This window comes from Streptomyces sp. NPDC045021, from assembly GCF_056432645.1.
Window position 1 is genome coordinate 398,298 of sequence record NZ_JBWKIQ010000004.1, and the last position, 20,979, is coordinate 419,276.

At 68.4% G+C, this 20,979-nt stretch carries 22 protein-coding genes; 7 read left to right on the top strand and 15 right to left on the bottom strand.

Annotation, left to right across the window (positions count from 1 at the left end; genetic code table 11):
• Nucleotides 1-395 precede the first annotated feature (395 nt).
• Together AC07DC_RS15995 and AC07DC_RS16000 are read right to left on the bottom strand one after the other, a co-directional pair.
• Nucleotides 396-1,400, bottom strand: a complete 1,005-nt coding sequence (locus tag AC07DC_RS15995) for a zinc metalloprotease (protein WP_478914991.1) — start codon at nucleotides 1,398-1,400, stop codon at nucleotides 396-398.
• Between the two features lie 385 nt (nucleotides 1,401-1,785).
• Entirely contained in the window at nucleotides 1,786-2,463 is a 678-nt protein-coding gene (locus AC07DC_RS16000; RefSeq protein WP_478914992.1) for a hypothetical protein, read from the bottom strand.
• A 255-nt stretch (nucleotides 2,464-2,718) separates the two neighbouring features.
• On the opposite strand from AC07DC_RS16000, the gene AC07DC_RS16005 reads away from it, so the two are divergent.
• Complete coding sequence (locus tag AC07DC_RS16005) at nucleotides 2,719-3,381, top strand: helix-turn-helix transcriptional regulator (RefSeq protein WP_478914993.1); 663 nt, start codon at nucleotides 2,719-2,721, stop codon at nucleotides 3,379-3,381.
• 32 nt (nucleotides 3,382-3,413) lie between these two features.
• A complete protein-coding gene (locus AC07DC_RS16010) occupies nucleotides 3,414-3,887 on the top strand; it encodes a DUF3291 domain-containing protein (RefSeq protein WP_478914994.1) in 474 nt (157 codons plus the stop codon).
• A gap of 448 nt (nucleotides 3,888-4,335) precedes the next feature.
• Here the strand turns inward: AC07DC_RS16010 and AC07DC_RS16015 are convergent, their stop codons facing one another.
• The 5 genes from AC07DC_RS16015 to AC07DC_RS16035 form a co-directional block, all read right to left on the bottom strand.
• Nucleotides 4,336-4,896: a GNAT family N-acetyltransferase gene (locus tag AC07DC_RS16015; RefSeq protein WP_478914995.1), complete on the bottom strand. Its 561-nt coding sequence runs from the start codon at nucleotides 4,894-4,896 to the stop codon at nucleotides 4,336-4,338.
• A gap of 198 nt (nucleotides 4,897-5,094) precedes the next feature.
• The gene (locus tag AC07DC_RS16020) at nucleotides 5,095-6,120 is read right to left on the bottom strand and encodes a GDSL-type esterase/lipase family protein (protein ID WP_478915143.1); all 1,026 of its coding nucleotides are present in this window, start codon (nucleotides 6,118-6,120) and stop codon (nucleotides 5,095-5,097) included.
• Between the two features lie 414 nt (nucleotides 6,121-6,534).
• Entirely contained in the window at nucleotides 6,535-6,984 is a 450-nt protein-coding gene (locus tag AC07DC_RS16025; protein WP_478914996.1) for a hypothetical protein, read from the bottom strand.
• A 212-nt stretch (nucleotides 6,985-7,196) separates the two neighbouring features.
• Complete coding sequence (locus tag AC07DC_RS16030; RefSeq protein WP_478914997.1) at nucleotides 7,197-7,388, bottom strand: DUF6381 family protein; 192 nt, start codon at nucleotides 7,386-7,388, stop codon at nucleotides 7,197-7,199.
• A 455-nt stretch (nucleotides 7,389-7,843) separates the two neighbouring features.
• Nucleotides 7,844-8,470 carry a TetR/AcrR family transcriptional regulator gene (locus AC07DC_RS16035; RefSeq protein WP_478914998.1) on the bottom strand — a complete coding sequence of 209 codons (627 nt, stop codon included), beginning with the start codon at nucleotides 8,468-8,470 and terminating at the stop codon, nucleotides 7,844-7,846.
• Between the two features lie 129 nt (nucleotides 8,471-8,599).
• Here AC07DC_RS16035 and AC07DC_RS16040 point away from each other — a divergent pair, with 129 nt between their 5' ends.
• The 3 genes from AC07DC_RS16040 to AC07DC_RS16050 all read left to right on the top strand — a co-directional run bounded on the left by AC07DC_RS16040 (nucleotide 8,600) and on the right by AC07DC_RS16050 (nucleotide 10,864).
• Nucleotides 8,600-9,550: an alpha/beta fold hydrolase gene (locus AC07DC_RS16040; protein ID WP_478914999.1), complete on the top strand. Its 951-nt coding sequence runs from the start codon at nucleotides 8,600-8,602 to the stop codon at nucleotides 9,548-9,550.
• 46 nt (nucleotides 9,551-9,596) lie between these two features.
• A complete protein-coding gene (locus AC07DC_RS16045) occupies nucleotides 9,597-10,136 on the top strand; it encodes a DinB family protein (RefSeq protein ID WP_478915000.1) in 540 nt (179 codons plus the stop codon).
• Nucleotides 10,137-10,567: 431 nt separating this feature from the next.
• On the top strand, nucleotides 10,568-10,864 hold the full coding sequence (locus AC07DC_RS16050; protein ID WP_478915001.1) for a hypothetical protein: 297 nt from the start codon (nucleotides 10,568-10,570) through the stop codon (nucleotides 10,862-10,864).
• Between the two features lie 111 nt (nucleotides 10,865-10,975).
• On the opposite strand, the gene AC07DC_RS16055 is transcribed toward AC07DC_RS16050, so the two are convergent.
• Nucleotides 10,976-11,863 (bottom strand): ALF repeat-containing protein, encoded by an 888-nt coding sequence (locus AC07DC_RS16055; RefSeq protein ID WP_478915002.1) that lies wholly within the window; start codon nucleotides 11,861-11,863, stop codon nucleotides 10,976-10,978.
• Nucleotides 11,864-12,190: 327 nt separating this feature from the next.
• Entirely contained in the window at nucleotides 12,191-12,784 is a 594-nt protein-coding gene (locus AC07DC_RS16060; RefSeq protein WP_478915004.1) for a helix-turn-helix domain-containing protein, read from the bottom strand.
• Here AC07DC_RS16060 and AC07DC_RS16065 point away from each other — a divergent pair.
• Nucleotides 12,783-13,301 (top strand): N-acetyltransferase family protein, encoded by a 519-nt coding sequence (locus AC07DC_RS16065; RefSeq protein WP_478915005.1) that lies wholly within the window; start codon nucleotides 12,783-12,785, stop codon nucleotides 13,299-13,301. The genes AC07DC_RS16060 and AC07DC_RS16065 overlap by 2 nt on opposite strands.
• Before the next feature lie 196 nt (nucleotides 13,302-13,497).
• Here the strand turns inward: AC07DC_RS16065 and AC07DC_RS16070 are convergent, their stop codons facing one another.
• The 4 genes from AC07DC_RS16070 to AC07DC_RS16085 all read right to left on the bottom strand — a co-directional run bounded on the left by AC07DC_RS16070 (nucleotide 13,498) and on the right by AC07DC_RS16085 (nucleotide 17,264).
• The gene (locus tag AC07DC_RS16070; protein WP_478915006.1) at nucleotides 13,498-14,637 is read right to left on the bottom strand and encodes an RNA polymerase sigma factor; all 1,140 of its coding nucleotides are present in this window, start codon (nucleotides 14,635-14,637) and stop codon (nucleotides 13,498-13,500) included.
• Nucleotides 14,638-14,645: 8 nt separating this feature from the next.
• Nucleotides 14,646-15,053 (bottom strand): YciI family protein, encoded by a 408-nt coding sequence (locus AC07DC_RS16075; RefSeq protein ID WP_478915007.1) that lies wholly within the window; start codon nucleotides 15,051-15,053, stop codon nucleotides 14,646-14,648.
• A gap of 153 nt (nucleotides 15,054-15,206) precedes the next feature.
• Nucleotides 15,207-15,641: an ester cyclase gene (locus tag AC07DC_RS16080; protein WP_478915008.1), complete on the bottom strand. Its 435-nt coding sequence runs from the start codon at nucleotides 15,639-15,641 to the stop codon at nucleotides 15,207-15,209.
• Nucleotides 15,642-15,935: 294 nt separating this feature from the next.
• Nucleotides 15,936-17,264 (bottom strand): phosphatase PAP2 family protein, encoded by a 1,329-nt coding sequence (locus AC07DC_RS16085; protein WP_478915009.1) that lies wholly within the window; start codon nucleotides 17,262-17,264, stop codon nucleotides 15,936-15,938.
• A gap of 353 nt (nucleotides 17,265-17,617) precedes the next feature.
• Between AC07DC_RS16085 and AC07DC_RS16090 the strand changes: the two genes are divergently transcribed.
• Entirely contained in the window at nucleotides 17,618-17,986 is a 369-nt protein-coding gene (locus tag AC07DC_RS16090; protein ID WP_478915010.1) for a cupin domain-containing protein, read from the top strand.
• A gap of 658 nt (nucleotides 17,987-18,644) precedes the next feature.
• Here AC07DC_RS16090 and AC07DC_RS16095 read toward each other — a convergent pair.
• Nucleotides 18,645-19,853, bottom strand: coding sequence for a DUF2254 family protein (locus AC07DC_RS16095; protein ID WP_478915011.1), 1,209 nt, complete (start codon nucleotides 19,851-19,853; stop codon nucleotides 18,645-18,647).
• 202 nt (nucleotides 19,854-20,055) lie between these two features.
• The gene (locus AC07DC_RS16100; RefSeq protein ID WP_478915012.1) at nucleotides 20,056-20,775 is read right to left on the bottom strand and encodes a ZIP family metal transporter; all 720 of its coding nucleotides are present in this window, start codon (nucleotides 20,773-20,775) and stop codon (nucleotides 20,056-20,058) included.
• Nucleotides 20,776-20,979: the final 204 nt, after the last annotated feature.

The window sequence follows — 20,979 nt, forward strand, 5'->3', positions numbered from 1 at the left end:
ACGGCGACAAGGGCAGCCACGCTTGTGCCGGAAGGTCTCCGTGCGGTTGCTGTGATCCAGAACGTCACGATCAGCTCCCTCAGGGCAGCCGCCGGCACCCCGGCGGCATCACAGACCACGCGTACCGAACTCCGCCGAACCACGTCCGGCGACACCGTCAACCCAGCCGGCACAACGTCGCCCGCCGGTTGGACGGGTGCAGTGTGATGGTCTTCGACGGCGAGCGCAAGGTGCCACATATACCTGCCCAAATGCCGCACATGACCTCACGGTTGCGCGGGCACGGACCACGGACGTTGGAAGGCCCAGGTCGGGACATCACTCCCCGAGCTGGGCCTTCGCGCTGCTACTTCGCGGTTGCTTCCTGGCAGCGGGCCGGGTGTTTGCGGATGTGGTCAGCCGGCCCGGTAGGCGGTCCAGGAGTCCGTCATGCGCTGCACCTGGCCTGCCGTGAACTGGTACATGCAGGGGTCGTAGGTGTAGTCCATGAAGTTGTGGATGGGGTCCGCGCCGGGCTTGTTCGTGCAGGTGTCGCGGCCCGTCGGGCACTGGTAGGCGGCGCTCTTCTCCGCGGGGGTGTCCGAGACGTAGTCGCCGTTGCCGTTACAGCCGCCCTGGAAGGTGTGGTAGAGCCCGAACCAGTGACCTACCTCGTGGGTGGCGGTGTCACCCTCGTTGTAGTTGGTGGCCGAGCCGCCGGGCAGTGAGGTGTCGAGGATGACGACGCCGTCGTCCTTGGGGTTGGACTTGTAGGAGCTGGGGAAGGTCGCCCAGCCGAGCAGGCTCTGGCCGAGGTTGGCCGTGTAGAGGTTGAGGGCGTTGGCACCGCCCTTGCGCAGCGTGGTCTTCATCGACTTCTCCGCCGACGATCCGGGCGTGAGGCCGTTGTACCAGCTCGCGTTGTCGGTGTAGTCCGTGCCGGCCAGCGAGAACTGGAACGGGCTCGCGGCGTTGCCCGTGCCCTGGCCATTGTAGGCGGCGTTGAGGACCGACATCTGTCGGCTGATGTCGGTCGAGGACAGGTTGCCGGCAGCACCGCTGTGAATGACATGGACGTAGACCGGGACGGTGGTCGCAGCCAGCGCCGAAGGGGCGAGATTGCGGCCTTCGGCGCGCAGCTTGGCGACGCGTTGCTGAAGTGCCGCGTCCATGGCCTTGGCCTGGGCGTCGGTCAGTTCGCCTGGTTCATGTCCGGTGGCGCCCTTCATCTTGCGGGCGGCGGCGTTGCTCTGGTCGTCGGTCGAACAAGCCGTGGCTGCGGCCGGGTGAGCGGCGGCAGCCGTCACCGTGCCGGCTACGCCGGGCAACGGCAGCAGCGCCAGGGCGCCGATTGTGGCAGCGGCACCGAGCAAGCGGTTCCTGGACGGGATAAGACGGGGGGAGTGGGGCAGGCGGCGCATGGGCACTCCTCGCTGCGAACATGGCGGGGAGGAACTTCCTCTCCGCCGCGGGGAGGCTATGGCCGCTTGTCATGTCTGCGGCAGATCTGAACTGGCCGAGTCGATTCTGCGGGCAAAACGGGCGTGGGGAGCAAGAAGAGCGGTCTACGCCTGGTTGCTGTGTCCCGATACGGGGTCCCCTGCGCAACATGCGACGAGCGGATTGATCTCCCGTTAACAGGCCAGGGCAACCGAATTAACGAGCCACGGCGGCCAAAAATGGCGTTTCGTCGGCTCGAATACCACTCTGGAGCCTGTCAAACACGGCGTTGGGCGGTGACAGACAACAAGGGAGGGTCTGACCATTGCTCGGTCAGACCCTCCTTCGCGGGCAGCTGGCCGACCGTCAGTTGTGCCGTCCGTTACGACGGCGCATCGCGAGGGCCGTGCCGCCGCCGAGCAGGAGTACCGCAGCGAAAGTCAGGCCGCCGACGGAGGCGCCGGTCGATGCGAGGGTCCCGTCGCCCGGAGTACCGGAGGCGGTGGGGGAAACGGCGGGTGACCCGGTGGTCGGAGCCGTCGACGGCGCCTGAGTCCCGGAGGAAGGCGACGTGGTCGGGCTTGCCGAACCGGTGGGCGTGCCCGTAGGCGTGCCGGTGGGCGTGCCACCCGGCGTGCCGCCGTCCTTGCAGTCGGTCCAGAAGACCTTCTGCTTGGCCTTGCCGTGCTCCCCGTCGAAGTTCCAGCTGAGCTTGTAATGGCCGTCCGGCAGGCTCATGTCCCCGGTGCGTCCATGGCCCTTGCCGTCAAGGGTGATTGCTCCGGTCTTCGCCTCCTGGTTCTTGCCGGTGGGAGGGATCTCGACGATCTTCCAGTCGGCCTGCTGCAGGCCGTCGAAGAAGAACGCGTCGAGGTAGAACGTGCAGACGTGCGGCTCGTTCTTGACGAGGTCCTCGTCCGTCTTGGCGTCGTGGATCTTGATGGTGCCGTTGTCGCCGGGAGGGGCGGCAACGGCGACCGGAGCGAGCAGCAGGGATGCGGCCGCGGCCGCGGTCGCTGCGCCTGCCAGGTGAAGGGTGCGCATGGGCATACCAACCTGAACGTGGGGTGGAGCGGGGGGAGGTGGCCAGAATGCTGACACCTGATCGGCGCGTCAAGAATGATGTCGTCCGCTATATCCACCTACGCCACCCGTGTCCCCATAGTCCATGGTAACGATCCAGCCATAGCGGAATGCTGTGGTCCGGACCATCGCACAGGCGGCTGGTGGCCGTTGGGTCCGCAAAGCTCAATGCATCGCAGCACTAGTAGTAGCGGTCATTGGTCATAGAATCGCCTCGTGAACAGTGAGGATGAAGTCTTCGAGGCCGTCGGCGTACTGGCGGACCCGGTGCGTCGCGCACTGTATCGGCACGTGGTGGCGACTCCGGGTGCGGTCGGCCGCGACGCGGCGGCCGCGGCGGCCGGCATCTCCCGCTCACTCGCCGCGTTCCACCTGGACAAGCTCGTCGAGGCAGGTCTACTGGCCGTCTCCTACCGGCGGCTGTCCGGACGCAGCGGACCAGGGGCGGGTCGTCCGGCGAAGTTGTACCTGCGGGCGCCGGGCGAGCGGGCGGTGTCGCTGCCGCCCCGCTCTTACGATGCCGTCGGTCGACTGCTCGCGAATGTGGTCGAGAGTGCCGGACTCGATCGAGAACTGCAGTCGGCAGCCCGGGCGGCCGGCGCCGCCGAGAGCGCCGAACCGGACAGTGGTGACGATCCCGTCGCGGCTCTGCGGTCGCGAGGCTACGAGCCGTACGAAGACGGAGCCACGGTCCGTCTGAACAACTGCCCGTTCCATGCGCTGGCCGACGAGTTCCCTGCACTCGTCTGCGGAATGAACCTGGCCTTCATCGAGGGACTGCTTCCCGGGTGTGCCGGCGGTGGGGACTGGACGGCGGCGATGGACCCGCTGCCGGAGGGGTGCTGTATCACCCTGACTTCTAAAACAAATGACTCTTGACGATAGAAGGCGGATCCGGCCATGCTGACCCCATGACCCACTTCCACGTTGCCCAGGTCAACATCGGACGCATTCTCGGCCCGCTCGACGGCCCCGTGTTGGCCGACTTCGTCGCGCAGTTGCCCGAGATCAACGCCTTGGCCGACCAGGCCGCCGGCTTCGTCTGGCGCATGGTCGACGACGAGGGCGAGGACTCGACCGGTCTGCGACCCGACGGGGACGACGACATGCTCCTGATCAACTGCTCGGTCTGGGAATCGGTCCAAGCGCTCAAGGACTTCACCTACCGCAGCGAACACCTGAAGGTGCTCAGCCGTCGACGGGAATGGTTCGAGAGGATGTCCGAGCACCATCAGGCACTGTGGTGGGTGCCCGTCGGCCATCGCCCGACGACCGCCGAGGCCATGGAGCGCGTCGCACTGCTCCGCGAACACGGCGACGGACCCCTCGCGTTCACCTTCCGCGACCCCCAACCTGCACCGACCTCCGCAGTCTCGCCCGCTTAGGCACCGGCCTGCAGAGGCGCGCGCAACTGTGGTCTTCCGCGAGCGGAGGAGGACGGGCAGCATTCGTGCCGAAGGTGCAGCGGTCGTATGCGGGGGTGCGATGGTGGTGCGGGTTCTGGCCGGGCGGTATGAGCTGGTGCGGTTTGTCGGCCGCGGCGGCATGGGGGAGGTGTTGGGAGGGCAGGGACCGGGTGATCGGGCGGCGGGTGGCGATCAAGCTGCCACGTGCAGGCGCTGGACGCCACCACCGGCAGGAGGAAGTGGACCTCCTCCATCAGCGGCAGCTCCCTGCTGAGCACCCACGCGCTGCTGTACGTCACCAGCAAACACCGAGGATGCCGTGTACGCCTTGGACGCGGCCACCGGGACAAACGCCAACCCGTAGAACGACCCACACGGCCGCCGGTTCGGCCACCTCAGCGGGGCGCATCGCGGTGCGGTCGTCCGGTCACGTGCGTGGTGGGGCCTGTCGAATGTGCAGATGTCCGTCGGCCGGATAGGGCGGCTGGGCAGGCAGCACCCTGTCGAAGTGGTATCCGCACTTCTCGGCCACACGGCAGGACCCGGGGTTGTCCACCTGGTGGAGCAGCTCCAGGCGTGTCAGGCCGTCGCCTGCGAAGGTGGCGAAGGCCCATGAGGTGAGTGCTTCCAGAGCGCGTGGTGCCACTCCTTGTCCGCGCGCGGCCGCCGCGGTCCAGTAGCCGACCTCGGCGGACGGCTTACCGGTCTTGGCTCCCTTGAGGACCACGTTGCCCACCAGGCGGCTGTCGCCGGTGCCCGGCCGGGACTCCAGTACAGCGAAACCGAGCCGCTCCCCGGTGTCCCAACCACGGTGCTGAGCCTGCAGCCACCGGATGGCGTCCTCATGGCTGACCAGGGGTGTCAGCGTCCATCGGCGCAGCTCGGGATCCTGGTATGCCTCGAACACGGCGGTGACGTCTCCGTCGTTCCAGGGCCGCAGGAGCAGGCCGGGTGCGGATGCGGTGGGATCCACCCGCAAAGTGGTCATCGCGATACCCCCTGAGCGAAATGATCACTCATTTGACCACAGCCGGGTGCGCTCGCTGCCCGGCGGTGGTCATGACTCCCAGTCAGCGGTCACCTGGGTGGCGGGTTCTGAGCCGTTGCAGGAGCACGTTGACATCGTCCCCGTCCTTTTGGACGGGGACGATGTCGAGCTCGAGCACCATCCGGCAGAGGTACCGGGTCAGTGGCGCTCGTCCTGTGCCGTGAGACGCGGTTGTCCGTCCGTGCCGCGCTCGCACTCCGCGCTGCGGACCGGCAGCTTCTCGAATTCCTGTAAGCACCGGGCGAGTTGCCGGTAGCCGCCGGCGTTCGGGTGCAGGGACTGGGAGATGAGATCAGGGCCGATGCCGTGGCTGAGGGCGGCCACGTCCAGGAACAGGCCCCACGAGAGCTCGCTGCTGTGGGTCATTCCCGGTGCGCAGGCCTGGCCGCCTTGCAAAGCTGCAGACAGACCCAGGAACCGCACGCCGCTCACGGAGGCCGCCGCCCTTTCCAGAGACCGCGAGAGCATCGGGAAGGCCACGTCGTGCACCCAGGCGAAGTCCGCGTCCTGGAACGGGCAGCCCTGCAGGCCGCGCTGCAAGGTGGAGTAGCGGGACAGCCCGCTGGAAGGCGAGGGGTAGGACTGCAGGACGAGGTCGTAGGCTCCGTCGTCGTATCCCGCTTGGCGCATCACGGTGCGGATGTCGTGAAGGTCTTTCTCGATCCGCGGTTCCATGGCCGAAAGCCGCTCGGAAAACAGTGTGTTCCACGTGCGGGAGCACGGTGGTCCCGGCACGAGGTAGGCGGCGGCACAGGCGATCGTCAACCCGGTGACCGGGATGTCGTTGGCGCCTACGTTCAGCACGATGGCGCGTATGTCGTGGGTGCGAGCCGTGGTCTTGAGCTGTTCGGCCTGCGGTGGTTCGCCGTAGTGGCTGGTGCCGCCGATACGGACGTTGTCCGTGGTGGCGCCGGAGCAGGCCAGGTTCACCGCGACGCTGACTCCCGCCGGCATGGCGTGCGGCAGTTGGGCGTTGGGTGAACGATGGCAGTAGTTGCCGAACGGAGGCAGGCCCGGCTCGTAGTCGCCGCCTCCTTCGCCGGCGGTCAGACTGTCTCCCATGGCGACGATGGCGGCCGGGCGTTGCGAGGGGCTGTTGGCTGCGGCGGAAGCGGGCGCGAGAGCGCACAGCGCGGTGGCGCCGAGAGCTCCCGCGGTGAGCATGGCGAACAAGCGCCGAGGACGAACAGCATGGTCGCCTGAAGTGGTGGGCACGTGGGCCATTCCTCTTTGGGTGATCGGTGAAGTGAGCGACGGTGACTCCCCGCGGGGGAGTCCGGGACGCTACCTGCCCGCGTTGGAGGGCCAACAGGGCGCAATTTGGACACGCACATGCCTCTGAAAAGTACGTCGCAGCCGCTCGAAGCCCGTCCGTCTCAGCACCCCTGGCCCATGGCTCAACCCAACTGGCCACCGGAGGTCCTCCACTTGACCACTGGGGGAGCGCCGGCCGGTCGGCCGTTGGGGGACACCTCAACGGCGCCACCCCAATCGTGTCGAACAGGCCGATCTGCGGGACTCGAGGGACCTGGAGCGGCGCGTGCGTTCGTTCCGTTCGGGGCGCGAAGGGAAGGGCCTTCATGCGCTCCTGGCGTAGGTCAGGTCGAAGTCCGTCGTCCAGGTCTTACCGTCCTCCGCGATCTCCCATCGGCCGGCGATCGTGTTTCCGTCCTCGGAGAAGGTTCCGGTGAATCGCTGTGAGAAGGGTTCCGCGTCCCGCCACAGCTTCCACACGCCGTCGCCGAGGCTCATCCGGTAGATGCGCTGGACGTCGCGATCGTCGGTGTAGAGCTGGTAGTAGGTGTCGGCCGTCCCGTCGCATCCGATCACCGCGACGCCGTCGGGAGCCTCGGGCAGATCCACATGCCAGCGCTGCAGCAGGAGGGGCACGTTGCTGTCGAGCCACTCAAAGGTGACGCGTGCCTCGCCGGGCCAGGAGGGGCCGCCGGGCGGTCCGGCCTCCATGGTCCATTCGCCGACCAGCCCCTCCAGACGCTCCCGCGCCACCGTGTTGATGGAGCCGCTCATGGCTCCTCCTTTCGCCGACTTGCACATAGCGACTTGAAAGCGCCGAGGAACTCATCGGTGGCGACGGCCCCGAGATCCGGCAACGCACCTGACACGTCGAGGCCACGATTCCGCACCGCCGGCCGCGGCCACCCGAATGGCCCTGGCCGACTGCCTGGCGCCGTGTGCATCCGAAAGGTCCGGCGACGGTGCCACAGGGTTGTGTTCCTGCGTTACGTCAGGGGGTCGGTGTCCCTGTCGGCGATGCTGCTTTCCTGCTCGCTCTGATCCTTGAGCCGACGGGCCTTGTCCTTCAGCCGCCGGCGGTGTTCCGGATCCGTGGCACGCTCTGCGGCCTGGTCCAGCTCCTGCGCCTTTGCTCGCATCTGCTGAATCCGGCCGTTGGACTCTCCTGCGACGCTCATGGTGATCACTCCTTTGTGTAGCCGAGCGGGCCCTGCCAGCGAAGCAGTGCCGGTGCTCCTGCGCATGTCGAAGGCTGCGACCTGGAGGCACCCGTTGAGGGGCGTGCCCGCGGCTGTTGTCAGACCGGCGGCGGAGCACGGCCTGCTGAACCTGCGGCTCAGGGTCGTCACGGAACGCCCTCTCCTTGGAGAGCCTTCCCGTCATATCCGGGATGACAACCTGCCGGATTGGCGGCTGCCGGGCATCGTTGGTCGCGACCTCCACGGCTCGCTCCCGTGGTCCAGTCGGCCGACGCGTGGGTAGCGCAGCTGTCGATGAGCGGCCGGCCGGCTACGTCGCCGAGCTCCCGGCTCCCGACCTGTGCGGCATTCCGCGTCTGCACAGGGGCTGCGGCGTTCTGCCGTGTGGGGCTGGTGTTGCACCGGCCGGAGGGCCAAAACGTGGCGCCGTGTGATCAAGCGGGCAGTGAGGCGGGCCGAGTGGTGGTGAAGATGCGGTCCAGATGGTGGTGCAGTACAGCGATGGCCGACTCCGGCTTCCGTTGGCCCACGAGGATGCTGGTGCCCAGGGTCGCAGCCATCGCCAGCAGGCTGATCGCTTCTGTGCGCGCGTCGATGCCGGGATCGGCCAGGCCGGATTCCTGCGCCTGGTGGAGCAGGCCGGTCAGCGCGTTTTCCGCGGCGTCGGGGTTGTCGATGAAGGGCTGGGCGGCGAGGGCCTCGTCGGTCACGGACAGGATCGCGTAGGAGCTGTAGAGGAGGTGGAAGGTGCGGCTCTCCTCGTCGGTGGGGAGGGAGGCCAGCAGCAGGGCGTCGATGGTCGCGCGAGGTCCCGGGTCCGGGCCAGCAGCGGCGAGGCGGGCGCCCACCCGGGCGGTGAAGCGGCCGGTGAGGTGCTGGAGCCCGTAGAAGAGGAGTTTCTCCTTGGTCTGGAAGTAGTACTGCACGAGGCGGAGTGACACGCCGGCCTCGGCTGCCACGTCGCGCATGCCGACCGCGTGCAGTCCGCGCCGTCCGGCGACCCGGATGAGCGCCTCGGCGATCTGGGTTCGCCGTTCCTCGTGGTCCACGCGCTTCGGCATCTGCCGTGTCTCCGCCCGTCGGTGATGTGTCCGCGGTCCGGCCCGCCTGGACCCCTTCATGGTACCGCTGTATCAACATAATGGTACGGTCGTATCACGAAGAACGGACCACTCCCCGGAGGTGCCCCTGTGCCCGAGAACGCGACCCGAGTACGACGCGACATCGGCCGCTACGTCAACGACACCTTGCGCGACCGGTACTTCGCCGCCTGCGACGCGCTCTACGCGATGGGCGCACCCGCCCGCTCCGAGACGGACGTCGAGACCAGCTTCGGCACCACGCACGTGTACCGGTACGGCCCCGCCGATCCGGCTGCCGATTCCCGCACGCCGGTCGTGCTGATCCACGGCGCGGGCTACTGCTCCGCCATGTGGTACCCCAACACCCCTGCGCTCAGCGCCGAACGCCCCGTGTACGCGCTCGACACCCCTGGCGACGCCGGCCGCAGTGTCCACCGCGAACCGATGTGGCAGCCCGAGCGCGCCGCGCAGTGGCTCGACGAAGCACTCGATGCCCTTGACCTCGACCGGGTTCACCTCGTCGGCTCCTCCTACGGCGGCTGGCTGGTGCTCAACCAGGCCCACCGCCGGCCCGAACGCCTCGCATCCGTCACCCTGCTCGACCCGGGCGGCCTGGAGAAGGTGGGCCTGCGCTTCTTCGTCTGGGTATTTGTCAGCCTCTTCGCCAGCTTCGCCCCCAAGGCGCTGCGCCCGCGCCTCGCCGCCTGGCTGGAACAGCCCGTAATCGTCGTTCCCGAGCTGCGCAAATGGGTCCAGGCGGGCGCGCGGGCCTTCCGGATCCGCCGCCCCGCACCGCTGCCGCTGGCTGAGGAGGCGCTGCCTTCGATCCGCACGCCGCTCTACCTGATCATGGGCAAGCGGAGCCTGCTCGTGCACCCGCAGCGCCAGCTCGAGCGGGTGCCGCGGCTGATCTCCGGGGCCCGGGCCGAGATCATCTCGGCGACCGGCCACGGACCGCAGATCGACCATCCCGACCTTGTCAACTCACGGATGTTGAGCTTCATGCAGGACGTCGACTCGCGCGATCCGGCCGCAGCGCGGGGCGCCGGCGACTCGTAGCACCAGCCCTGGTCCGGCGCCGGCCCTCTCGATATCCTCACTGTTCATGACTCACATAGATGATCAAGGCCGGCCGGAACCTCCTGTCGCGGGTGACGAGACCGCCGCCCTTCTGGGTTCCCTGGAGCGCCAGCGGGCGACCTTGGCGTGGAAGTGCGGCGGGCTGGACGCGGCCGGGATGAGGGCAACGGTCGGCGTCTCGTCGATGACCCTGGGCGGGCTGCTCAAGCACATGGCCAACGTCGAGGACACCCATTTCGCCCGGCTGCTGCTCGGGCAAGGACCGGGCGCCCCGTGGGACACGGTGGACTGGGACGCCGAACCCGACTGGGAGTGGCAGTCGGCAGCGAAGGACAGCCCGGATGAGCTGATGACGCTCTGGCAGGAGGCAGTGGCCCGTTCCCGTTCCGTGGTCGAGGAGGCGCTGACCCACGGCGGCCCCGAGCAGTTGGGGCGATACACCACCTCCACCGGTCAGTCGCCCAACCTGCGACGCATCCTGCTCGACATGATCGAGGAGTACGCGCGGCACATCGGCCACGCCGACCTCATCCGGGAGTCGGTGGACGGCCTCGTCGGGGAGTGACCCGCCGGCGTAGTCGCTCGCCGGCCTCACGACAGGCCCGGTGCTCACCGGCGTCAGGTCGAAGGCGCGACCGATTGGCTTCCGCCTCTGCCACGAAGAGAACTGCTCTCGGGTCTGCGGGGCCCGCAGACCCGAGAGCGGTCGAATTCGGTGAGACCGGACAAGAATCGGTGATGCAGGACATGCTCCGGCGTCCCGGCGTCCCGGCGTCCCGGCGTCCCGACGTCCCGGCGTCCCGACCCCGATGTCCCAACGTCCCAACGACGCAGTGACCCCACCTCACCCTCGACGAGACCCGCCTCGGAGCCAAGCCGCAGCACGCGGCGACACCGTAGCCGCACCCCCGGATGGCGGTGTCCCCCGAGCGTCCCGGTTGGTGTTCTGGTCAGCTGAGCGCAGCCCCAGCAACCCATCGAGAGAGGTACCTCCTCATGTCGGTCATCATCGTCTTCGACTTCCCGGGCGTGACACAGGCCCAGTACGAGCAGGTCAGCAACAAGCTGACCGGTGGACGTGGCATGGCCAAGGCCCTGGCGGACTGGCCGGCATCCGGCATGATCTCCCACGCTGCCGGGCCCACCCCCACTGGGTGGTTCGTCACGGATGTCTGGGAGTCGAAGGAAGCGTTTGAGCGCTTCGGGGAGAAGCTCAAGCCGTTTCTGCAGGAGGCGGGAATCCCTGAGGTCGAACCCAAGGTCTACGAGGCGTTCAACGTGGTGACCGCATAGGGGCTGTGCGCCCACTCAGGTCACGGGTTGCCCGTGACAATGCCGGCAGCGAGCCCGGGACAACGGTGTGGTGGCCGCTGCGGGCAGCGGCCACCCGACCCGCACCGATCGTCAGCGCCCGGCGGACGGGCGGCGGCGGTTCACAAGAACCAGACCGGCGCCCGCGCCGAGCGCGATGACGGCACCGCCGACGGCCCACTGCGTGGCGTCGCCGGCGCCGGTGGAGGCAAGCGTGGTACCGCTGCTCCCCGCGGGGGCGGTGATGTTGGGCGGGGAGGTCACGACGGCAGCGGGCTTGCCGCTGACCTCGGTTCCCGGCTTCGGCTTGTCGCCTGTGCCGGGGGTGGGGCTGGGGGTGGGCTTGTTCTTGGTCGCGTCCTCGGCAGCCTTGTCCTTGGCGCGGGCCTCGTACTGGCCTACTTCGAGGAAGTACTTGATGCTTTCGGGAGTGCCGATCCGGAGCGCGGCCTTGCCGGCCTTCTGTACTTCGGGGCCGCCGACGCTGATGATCTGGGCGACACGGACCCGGTCGTCCTGAAGGCGGGCCTTGTACTGGCCGACCTCGAGGAAGTACTTGATGGCTTCGGGGGTGTTGGCGTCCAGCGCGGCCTCGCCGGCCTTCTGCAGCGCGGGGCCGCCGACGCTGATGATCTGGGCGACGCGGACCCGGTCGTCCTGAAGGCGGGCCTTGTACTGGCCGACCTCGAGGAAGTACCGCAGGTCCTCCGGAGTACCGTCGAGCGCCTTCTGCGCAGCCTCCCGCACGGCCCGGCCGGTGTTCTTGTCGGCGAGCATCCTGAGGATGGCGACCCGGTCGTCGTCGGCCGAAGAATCCGACCCGTTGGTGGGGTCGGCCGGCTTCGCGTCCGGGGCCGCCGCGTCGGGCGCCGAGTTGGCCGCCGGCTTCATACCTTCGGAGGCGACCGCCGGAGAGGAGAAGAGCACGGCCGGTGCGATCGCGGCTGCGGCCACGATCGCCGAAATACGAGCCAACTTCATCTGGTGACCTACTTTTTATGAGAACAAGCTGAGAATGTCACCATAGGATAAGCGCGATTTGATCTTCACATCCCGATCTTCACGCGCGTTCGCCTGGACGACGCCATGCTTACCTCCGTTGGTCGCCTTGCGAGGACGTGGTACACCTGCCCATCGGATGGGTAAGTGGTCACGGCCTGACCTTTCGTTCAACCAAGAGAAGGCGCGGCCTCAACTGTGTGACGCGTCGCCCGTGTGACCCCCGTCATGCCGATGATTCGAACGACCCTCTGGGCGTGCGGAGTTCCCCACGGTTCATCGGGAGGAGAGTGTCGGCTTGGGGGAGAGTCAGGGCCTTTCGCCCCGGGTGAGGACGATGGCGTAGCGGCACTCGGCTTCGCTGTTGTTGGCGAAGACGCACGGGGCGGGCTCGCCCAGTTCGATCGTGTCGCCCGCGTCGAGTGCGTGGACCGTGTCGCCCTCGTGGAAAGTCAGTCGGCCCTCCAGCACCCAGACGACCTGCTGGATGAATACGAATGCCGCGGCCGGATACGGCACGCGGGCACCCGCGGGCAGGCGGACCTCGGCGATCTCCGCGGGGAAGTGCGGTCCGGTGATCTGGCGTCGGCGACACCCGGTGGCCGGATCGCGCCATTCAACGGCATCCGCCACGCGGCGCACGCCCGCGGTCGCCTCCCCGCTCGGGTCGGTCGCACCCTCGGCGAGAGCCAGCAGGGAGGAGACGCTGAGCTGGAAAGCGGCGGACAGCTTGCCGAGGACGGCGGCGGTGGGGCTGCTCTCACCGCGCTCGATCCGGTTGATCATGGCGCGGGACACGCCGGAGGCCTCGGCGAGCTGCGCCAGGGTCCACCGACGCCGTTTCCGTTCGGTGCTGATACGGGCTGCGATCTGCTCCACGAGGGGGTCTACTATATTAGACATGCATCCAATATACGAGAACTCTGGATCGGTGACGATCCGCCCAGCACATCTCAAGGATGCGGAAGCCGTTCTCGGTATCCGCAACCACGCGATCGAGCACTCGACGGCCCTGTGGACCACGACGCTGCAGTCTCCTGCCGAGGGGGCCGACTGGCTTGCCGCTCACCTGGACCGCGGCTCGGCGTTCGTGGCCGAGAAGGACGGCGAGGTCGCGGGCTTCGCGGTCTACGGCCCGTGGCGGCCGAAGGACGGATATCGCCACACGGTGGAGAACTCGGTGTACGTCCGCGAGGACGCTCACGGACTTGGCATCGGCTCCGCGCTGATGACCGCCCTCATCTCCTCGGCGCGCCAGGCCGGCTATCACGTGATGATCGCCGACATCGAGGCGCGCAACACCGCGTCGATTCGGCTGCACGAACGGTTCGGCTTCGGCCACGTGGGCACCGTCCCGGAGGTCGGCACCAAGTTCGGCCGGTGGCTCGACCTGACGATCATGAGTCTTCCCCTGGCCTGAGCGACACGGGGCCAGAGCCTGGATCGGCCGTCCTGCTTCCGGGTTGAGGTGGCCGGAACGAGTGGGGTTGCGGAAAAGTCAGGGATCCGCAGTTGGGGGCGGGCGCTGATCTCGACCGTCTCCTCACATTGAGGCGACCGCGCCGGCCACGAGGCGGCCCCAACTGCCGGGAAAATCCGAGCACGACCCGTCAACGTCACCGGCGGGCGTTGAGCCGGGCGGCCTGACGCGTCAGGTGGTCGCGCTCGGCGAGGTTGGGTGCCTTCTTGGCCGCCTCGGCGTACAGCCGTGCGGCCGACGCCAGGTCGCCATCGCGCTCGTGGAGATACGCCGCCACCGCGGAGTGACGGGGCAGTGAGTCGTCCAGCGCTGCGAGCGCCGCCAAGCCGGCGCGCGGTCCGTCGGCCTCGCCGACGGCCACCGCGCGGTTGAGCCGGACGACCGGGCTGTCGGTCAGGCGCGCGAGCTCGTCGTACCACTCGACGATCTGCACCCAGTCGGTCTCCTCGGCGGTGGGCGCGTCAGCGTGGAGTGCCGCGATGGCGGCCTGGGCCTGGAACTCACCCAGCCGGTCGCGGGCGAGAGCCGCCTGCAGGATCTCGACGCCCTCGGCGATCAACTCGGTGTCCCAGCGGCCCCGGTCCTGCTCGGCGAGCGGCACCAGGCTGCCGTCGGGCACGGTCCGGGCCGCGCGCCGGGCGTGGTGGAGCAGCATGAGGGCGAGCAGCCCCGCCACCTCGGGGTGGTCGATCGCGTCCGCGACCTGCCGGGTGAGCCGGATGGCCTCGGCGGCGAGGTCGATGTCGCCGGAGTACCCCTCGTTGAAGACCAGGTACAGAACGCGCAGCACGGTGGCGACGTCGCCGGGCCGGTCGAACCGCACACCGGAGACGGTGCGCTTGGCCCGGCTGATGCGCTGCGCCATCGTCGCCTCGGGCACCAGGTAGGCCTGGGCGATCTGGCGAGTGGTCAGCCCGCCCACGGCGCGCAGCGTGAGCGCGACCGCGGACGACGGCGTGAGCGACGGATGGGCGCACAGGAAGTAGAGCTGGAGCGTGTCGTCCACCGCGGGTGCGGGCCCGGGCGCAGGCTCCTCGTCGACGAGGCCCTCGCGCCGGCGGCGGGCGGTGTCCGCGCGGGTAGCGTCGAGGAAACGGCGCCAGGCCACGGTGACCAGCCAGCCCTTCGGGTCCCGGGGCGGGTCGGCCGGCCAGACGCGGACCGCCTCGATCAGCGCGTCCTGCACGGCGTCCTCGGCCGCCGCGAAGTCGGCTCCGCGGCGGACGAGGATTCCGAGCACACTGGGGGTGAGGCTCCGCAGGAGGACCTCGTTCACGGCGGAGGTCACTCCGTGATGGTCGGGTGCGCGCCCAGGAACGGGCGCAGTTCGAGCCACTCGTGGATCGGCTTCCCGCCCGCCCCAGGGGCGGCCGACAGCTCCCCGGCCAGCTCGACGGCGCGCTCGTAGCTGTCGACGTCGATCACCATCCAGCCGGCGATGAGGTCCTTGGTCTCGGCGAACGGGCCGTCGGTGACCGGCGGGCGACCCTCCCCGTCGTACTGCACGAACGTCCCTTCGGGGGCGAGCGCCTGACTGTCGACGAACTCGCCGGTCCCCTCGAGCCGGGCCGCGAAGTCGTTCATGTACTGCACGTGCGCCGAGATCTCCTCCGGCGTCCACTGGCTCATGGGCACGTCGTTGACCGCTGCCGGGGCGCCGCGGTAGTGCTTGAGCAGCAAGTACTTGGCCATGGTGTTCTCCTCGGTGCTGGTGCGACCCCATTGTGGTCGCGTTCACCTCGGGGACGGAGCCAGACACGAATTCTCGACATCGTCGTCCATTTTCTTTTGGGCCTCGTAGCTGAACCACTCACCGCGGCGGCCCGGGGGTCCGCGACTCTTCCATCAGGACGGGAGGGCGCCGAGCTGGCGCAGTTGCGCGAGGACATCGACGACGCCGCGGATCTCGGCGATCTGCCCGTCGGCGAAGCGGAAAATGAAGATCTCGTTGTAGGTGACGGTCTTTCCGGTGGCCGGCAAGCCCTGATACTCGCCCCGGTGGGTCCCGGTCACCGTGTTCCTGCAGACGACCCTGTCGCCCTCCGTGACCGTCTCCTCGACGGCGACGTGGATGTCGGGGAACGCGCGCAGGAGCACCTCCCACACCCGCTTCAGGGCCTCCCGTCCCGTCGCGCCCATCGGTACCGGCGCGTGGAAGAGGACGTCCGGCGCGACGAACTCGTCGATGGCCTTCGAGATGATTTCCAGGTCGCCGCTGTTCACGGCGGAGTGGAAGTGGTCGAGCGTCGCTGCGATGTTTGTTGCCCCGGCTGCCGACATGCGGTCTCTCCTCTGGTCCGTGCCTTCGCCGCGTGCTGGACGGTGCCTCAGCAGCACGGTGTCTCTGCAGTAAGACGACACAGCCGCCGGGAATGTGATGCGACGCGCGGACGACGACCTGGATCCGTTGCTCGCAGGGCTTTGGCGGGGTGCGTTGAGCCGCAGCCAGTCGAGCAGGGACACATCAGAGAGTCACCATGGCACGACTCCATTGTCGTCGAACAGCCGGCCGGTGGGGCCATCGTCAGGCAGGGACGCCAACCGGATGGAGAGCGGGTCGTGATGTCACCTGACTCAAACCAGTGCGGGTCGCGGTTCCGGTTGCTGCGCCGGTGCGGCTTTCTGATCCCACAGCTTGGTGGTCCGCAGGTAGCCGTGGACCACCGAGGTCATGGCCAGAAGGAGAAGTGGCCCCGACACCCACGGATGTGTGGCCATCTCCATCGGCAGACAGCGATACGACACCAGGAGTGCGGCGAAGACCGTTGCGCCGTGGATGACCAGCCGGATTCCCGGCCGCTCCCAGCCACGGTCGTGGGCGCGCAGCGCTGCCTCGATCGTGAACGCGAACACCACGCCGGCAACGAGGTCCACGCCGTAGTGGTAGCCGAATCCCAGTGTTGCGGTGAGCGTGGCGATCAGCCAGAAAGCGCCCGCGAATCGCAGAGCCCGGGGGCCCTTGCGGGAATGGATGAAGATCGCGGTGGCCCATGCCGTGTGCAGGCTGGGCATGCAGTTGCGAGGGGTGATCTCGTCGAATGACATTGGGTGCGGGATGTTGATCGGCGGCGCGGTGTTCGGCCACAGGTTGGCCACCGCCCAGTGCTCGCCGCCGGTTCCGTAGGCGAAGACCGGTCCGACCACCGGGAAGATCATGTAGATGGCCGGCCCGAGCAGGCCTATGACCAGGAAGGTGCGCACCAGGTGATGGCGCGGGAAGCGGCGCTCGACCGCCACGTTGCGCAGCTGGTAGAGCGCGACGATGACCGCGGCCACCGCGAGCTGAATGTAGACGGCCTCGAGAACATGGGTGCCGATCGGGCCGGTGGCCTTGACGATCCGGCCTACCACCCACGACGGGTTGCCCAGTGCGTGATCGGCGGTTGCCACGTACTGGTCGAGCACCGCCGGGCGGGTCTTCGACGTGATGAGGAGCCAGGTATCGCCGGTCTTGCGGCCGGTCACCAGCAGCAGGCCCAGCCCGACGCCCTTCAGCAGCAGGACACGTTCCCGGCCGGTGCGGCGGGTGACGGCGATGACCGCATAGCCCAGAATCACCCACAACGCGCCGTTGCCGAAGGTCAGCCTGGCGTCGACCGACCACCGCACCAGCAAGAAGACAACGTCGATGCCGATCGCGGCACCAGCCGCAATGAGCCGTTGCCGCCAGGTGAGCACCAACATCATCAACGCCATGCCGGCGTACAACAGAGGCCCCGATTTGGGGCCGAATATCACTTCTTGCACCTGATTGGTGATCGGCCCCGGCAGACCGTAGCGACGTGCGGCGATCTCCAGTGTGATGAGGAATCCGAGAGCCGCCACGCTCACCGTGGCCCACAGCATCACCCGTGGTTGACGCCACGCGGCGAGCACAGTTCTGAAGTTTTTTCGCGAAAACATTCGTGATGCTGTAGATATCAATTGTTTGGCCGATTTGTTAGAGATGTTTAGTTAAATGGCGCTTCGTGCTAAATGGCATGTTTCTGGCGAAGTGCGGGCGAACAGGTCCATCGTCGTGGGTCGATCATGCTATCGGAGCGGTGCGGGCGGATTTCACGGGCCACGGGTGGTGCGCAGACCGGTCGGTCCTGGGCTCGATGGTCCAGCGTGGCGGGGATGGGCCGGGCGCCCCGGTCCCCGTCCGGTACGGAAGTGTCGGGGCCCACTACCCAGCGGCTGAATCGTCACATGTGAAGTGCGGGTCTAGGCTGGACAGAGACTCGGGGCCGTTTCCCGCCGAGAGGTGGTTGATCATGGCCGGACTGGTGTTCCGGAGTTTCGACTCCGCTGATGAGACAAGGCCGTTTGAGGGCGGTAAGGGCAGGCTGGACCTGCTCGAAACGGAGGGCGGACCGGTCGGTCGGGCTGTCTTCGAGCCTGGCTGGCGCTGGTCGGAGCACGTCAAGCCGCTGGCCGGCACCGACAGCTGCCAGTCGGCTCATACCGGGTACGTGGTGAGCGGCCGCATCAAGGTCGTCATGGACGACGGCGAGAGTGCGGAAGCGGGCCCCGGCGACTTCATCCAGATCGCACCCGGACACGACGCCTGGGTGGTCGGCGAGGAACCCTGCGTGGCCCTGGACTGGACCGGCTACGGCGACTACGCGAAACCGTCCCAGTAGGTGGCTATTCGTCGCAGGGGGTTGCCCGCCGGAAGGTGAGAAGGGCGCTGAGGGCCGTCGAGTTCCCGAACGGTCCCGGGGCCAGTTGCGCGGCGAAAGCACGTGTGGGTTCGTAGGGCGCGTTTGTAGAGGTCGACGTGTGGAGCGAAGCGGCTCATGGGCCCGCCGATGACGGCGATCATCAGGGGTAGGCCGTAGCGGGCGGCCCGGACCACCGACTGCGGGGTGCCGCCCACTCCGACCCACGTAGGGATGCTGCCGGGCGCGATGGCCGGCTGCAGGCGCTGCTCGGATGGCGCAGGGCTGGCAGGATCTCGTCCTGCGCATCTGCCGACCGTGAGCAGCGAGCCGGCCGACAGGTCGCGGGCCCGCGATCTATGCGGGAGCAGACCACGCACATCGGGGGAGGGGCGTGGTAGCGGCGGTCTGTGACTGCTGTCCCGGGGATCCGGTGGACTGGTCAAGTGCCGGCGTCTGCGGTGTCGAGCGCGGCGACCAGCTCCTGGATAGGGATGCGGCCGCCCGCGATCATCTGGGCGCCGGAGCGTCGCTCATGGTTGGACACGGCGGTGGCTGTTCCGGCGACGGCTGCGGTGCGGGCGACTGCGCGAAGAAGCGAATCGACAGCCCTGCCCGGTCACCTCAGAAGCGGTCCGGGTCAGCCGGTAACGCTCTCGCCCCACAGCAGGGGGAACCTGGCTGCCAGCTCCTGTTCCACCCATGCCCGCCGGGCGGTGAGCGTGGCCTGGCTGCTGTCATGGACGTGCGGCTGCAGGCGCACGAGGAGAGCCCGGATACGCAGGAGCACGGTCGGGGAATTCACGGCGGCCGCGATGATGCCGTCCATGCCGGTGCGCAGGAAGTCGCCCCAGTCGGGCAGCGTGAGCACCACGCGCGGTACGCCGTCGTGGTCGCTCACGTACAGCGGGCCGCGCGGCACTCCTGGCAATCCTTGAAGCAGATCCTCCAGGCAGTCCAGGCCCTGGACCGCGGTGGCGGGGTCGTTCACCGCCGGGGACAGCGCCCGCATGACGATGTCGGCCAGCAGGCGAAAGGCCTGCAACGGGTCCTGTTCGATGGTCCGCTCGGTACCGGTGACCAGGCAGGCCAGGACCGCGGCAGCCGGCAGTGGTGCACCGCGGACGTCCGCGAGAGGCGCCCCGTGCCGTAGCACCGCTCCGGGCGTCACGTGCAGGACGATGACGGCCCCGCACTGCTCCGCGGCTGTCACCAGCTCGTCCATGTCGACCTGCTGCAGTACCGCCAGGTGTCCGGGCCAGGCGAGGGTGGCCACCGGCGCCGGCAATTCCACATCGGACATCGGCACCGGGCCGGCCGCGCCGGGGTAGAGGCTTTCGAGGATGTCGCGCCCGCGCTGGGTGATGGAATGGAGTACCGGGGCGAGCTGGATGGCAGCGAAGGCCTGCAACTGCAGCGTCCTCAGCATTGCCAGCATCGTGAGCAGTAGGATCCCGGCCACGGCCGGTACCGCGATGGACACATGGGCTCGGGAGCCGATGGCCAGGGAAGCGGTGATGCTGAAGACGGTCACGCTGATGGCCACCGCGAAGGTCCGCCACACGATGGGCGCCTCACGGAACAGTGTCAGGCGGGGCGAGAAGTTGGAGTGGGCCCACTGCACCACCAGAATCAGCAGCGAGAAGATGACCGCGACCACCCCGAGGACGCCGAAGCCCAGGGTGAGCAGCATGGTGGTGACCTGGCCGGATGTGACCTGCGGCCCACCATTGATTCGGGGCACCGCAATGCCAAGGCCCAGAGCCACGAGGGTGAACAGCATCTGGGTGCGCTCCGCGCGCACACGGCGCCTACGGTGGAGCGGGATGTGACGGGTCCGGGCTGTCATCAACCCTCCAGCCACCGCAGGGCGCCACGGCCACGCGCCCGACCCACGGCCGTGCATCCCCGGGGCAGGCACCCGCAGCCGGCGCAGGGCTACAGCGCGGCAAGTGCCGCACGTACCTCGATCGTCACCCCGCGGCGCCTTGCGCGCATGCGGAGAACGTCACCGAACGCTCCCAGCGGCCCGCCGTCGGGGCGTGAGTCGGTCAGTCGAGCAGGGACAGCGCGCCGGCGGCCGCGAACCCCAGGACGGTGAACAGGCCCGTGAGCTTGCCGCCCTGTTCGAAGGACTCCGGCATCATCGAGTCGGCCAGCATCGTCAGCACCGCCCCGGCCGCGAACGACTCCACGTACTGGCCCTCGGCCTGCGGCACGAGTTGCAGTACCCCGTATCCCAGGGCCGCGGCGCCCGCCGCGACAGCGACGATGCTCCACCACAGTCTGTAGGCCGCATGCGGGCTCTGCCCCTGGCTCCGCATGCTCGCGGTGGCACCCAGGCTCTCCGGAAGGTTGGAGATGAAGACCGCGGCCAGGAAGGCCACGCCGATCGACCCGCCGGCGGCCAGACTCATACCGATGACCAGCGATTCCGGAATCCCGTCCAGCAAGGCGCCCACCACGATGGAGCGGCCCGCCGACTCGCCTCCGGCCGCGCCCTGCTCCGAGGAACCCCGCCGGGACACCGCGCGATCGACCACGAAGAACACCAGCGCGCCGCCGAACAGCGCGAGGAAGTGCAACAGGTTGTCCATTGCGCCTTTGGGCACGAGTTCGTAGGCCAGCGCGGCGACGAGCGCCCCCGCGCCGAAGCCCAGTACCTCGCCGACCACCACGCGCGAGGGTCGCAGATGGATGGCAAGCCAGGCCCCGATGACCAGGGAGAACGCCGCGAACGCCCCCCACAATGCAGCCTCGAGAGCGTTCATCAGGCCCACCTCGTGGCGCGGGGGGCGGGGCTGCCCGGACGGGAGTCAGCACTTCCACGCTCCACCACCGGGTACAGACCCGCCACCTGCGCCATGGAACACGGCTGACGCGGTCGCCGTGACACCCTGACGCGAACGCCCCGCATCCTCGGATCCTCAGATGCGGGGCATCAGCGGTCTCGGCACGTGTACCCGCGGCAGAAG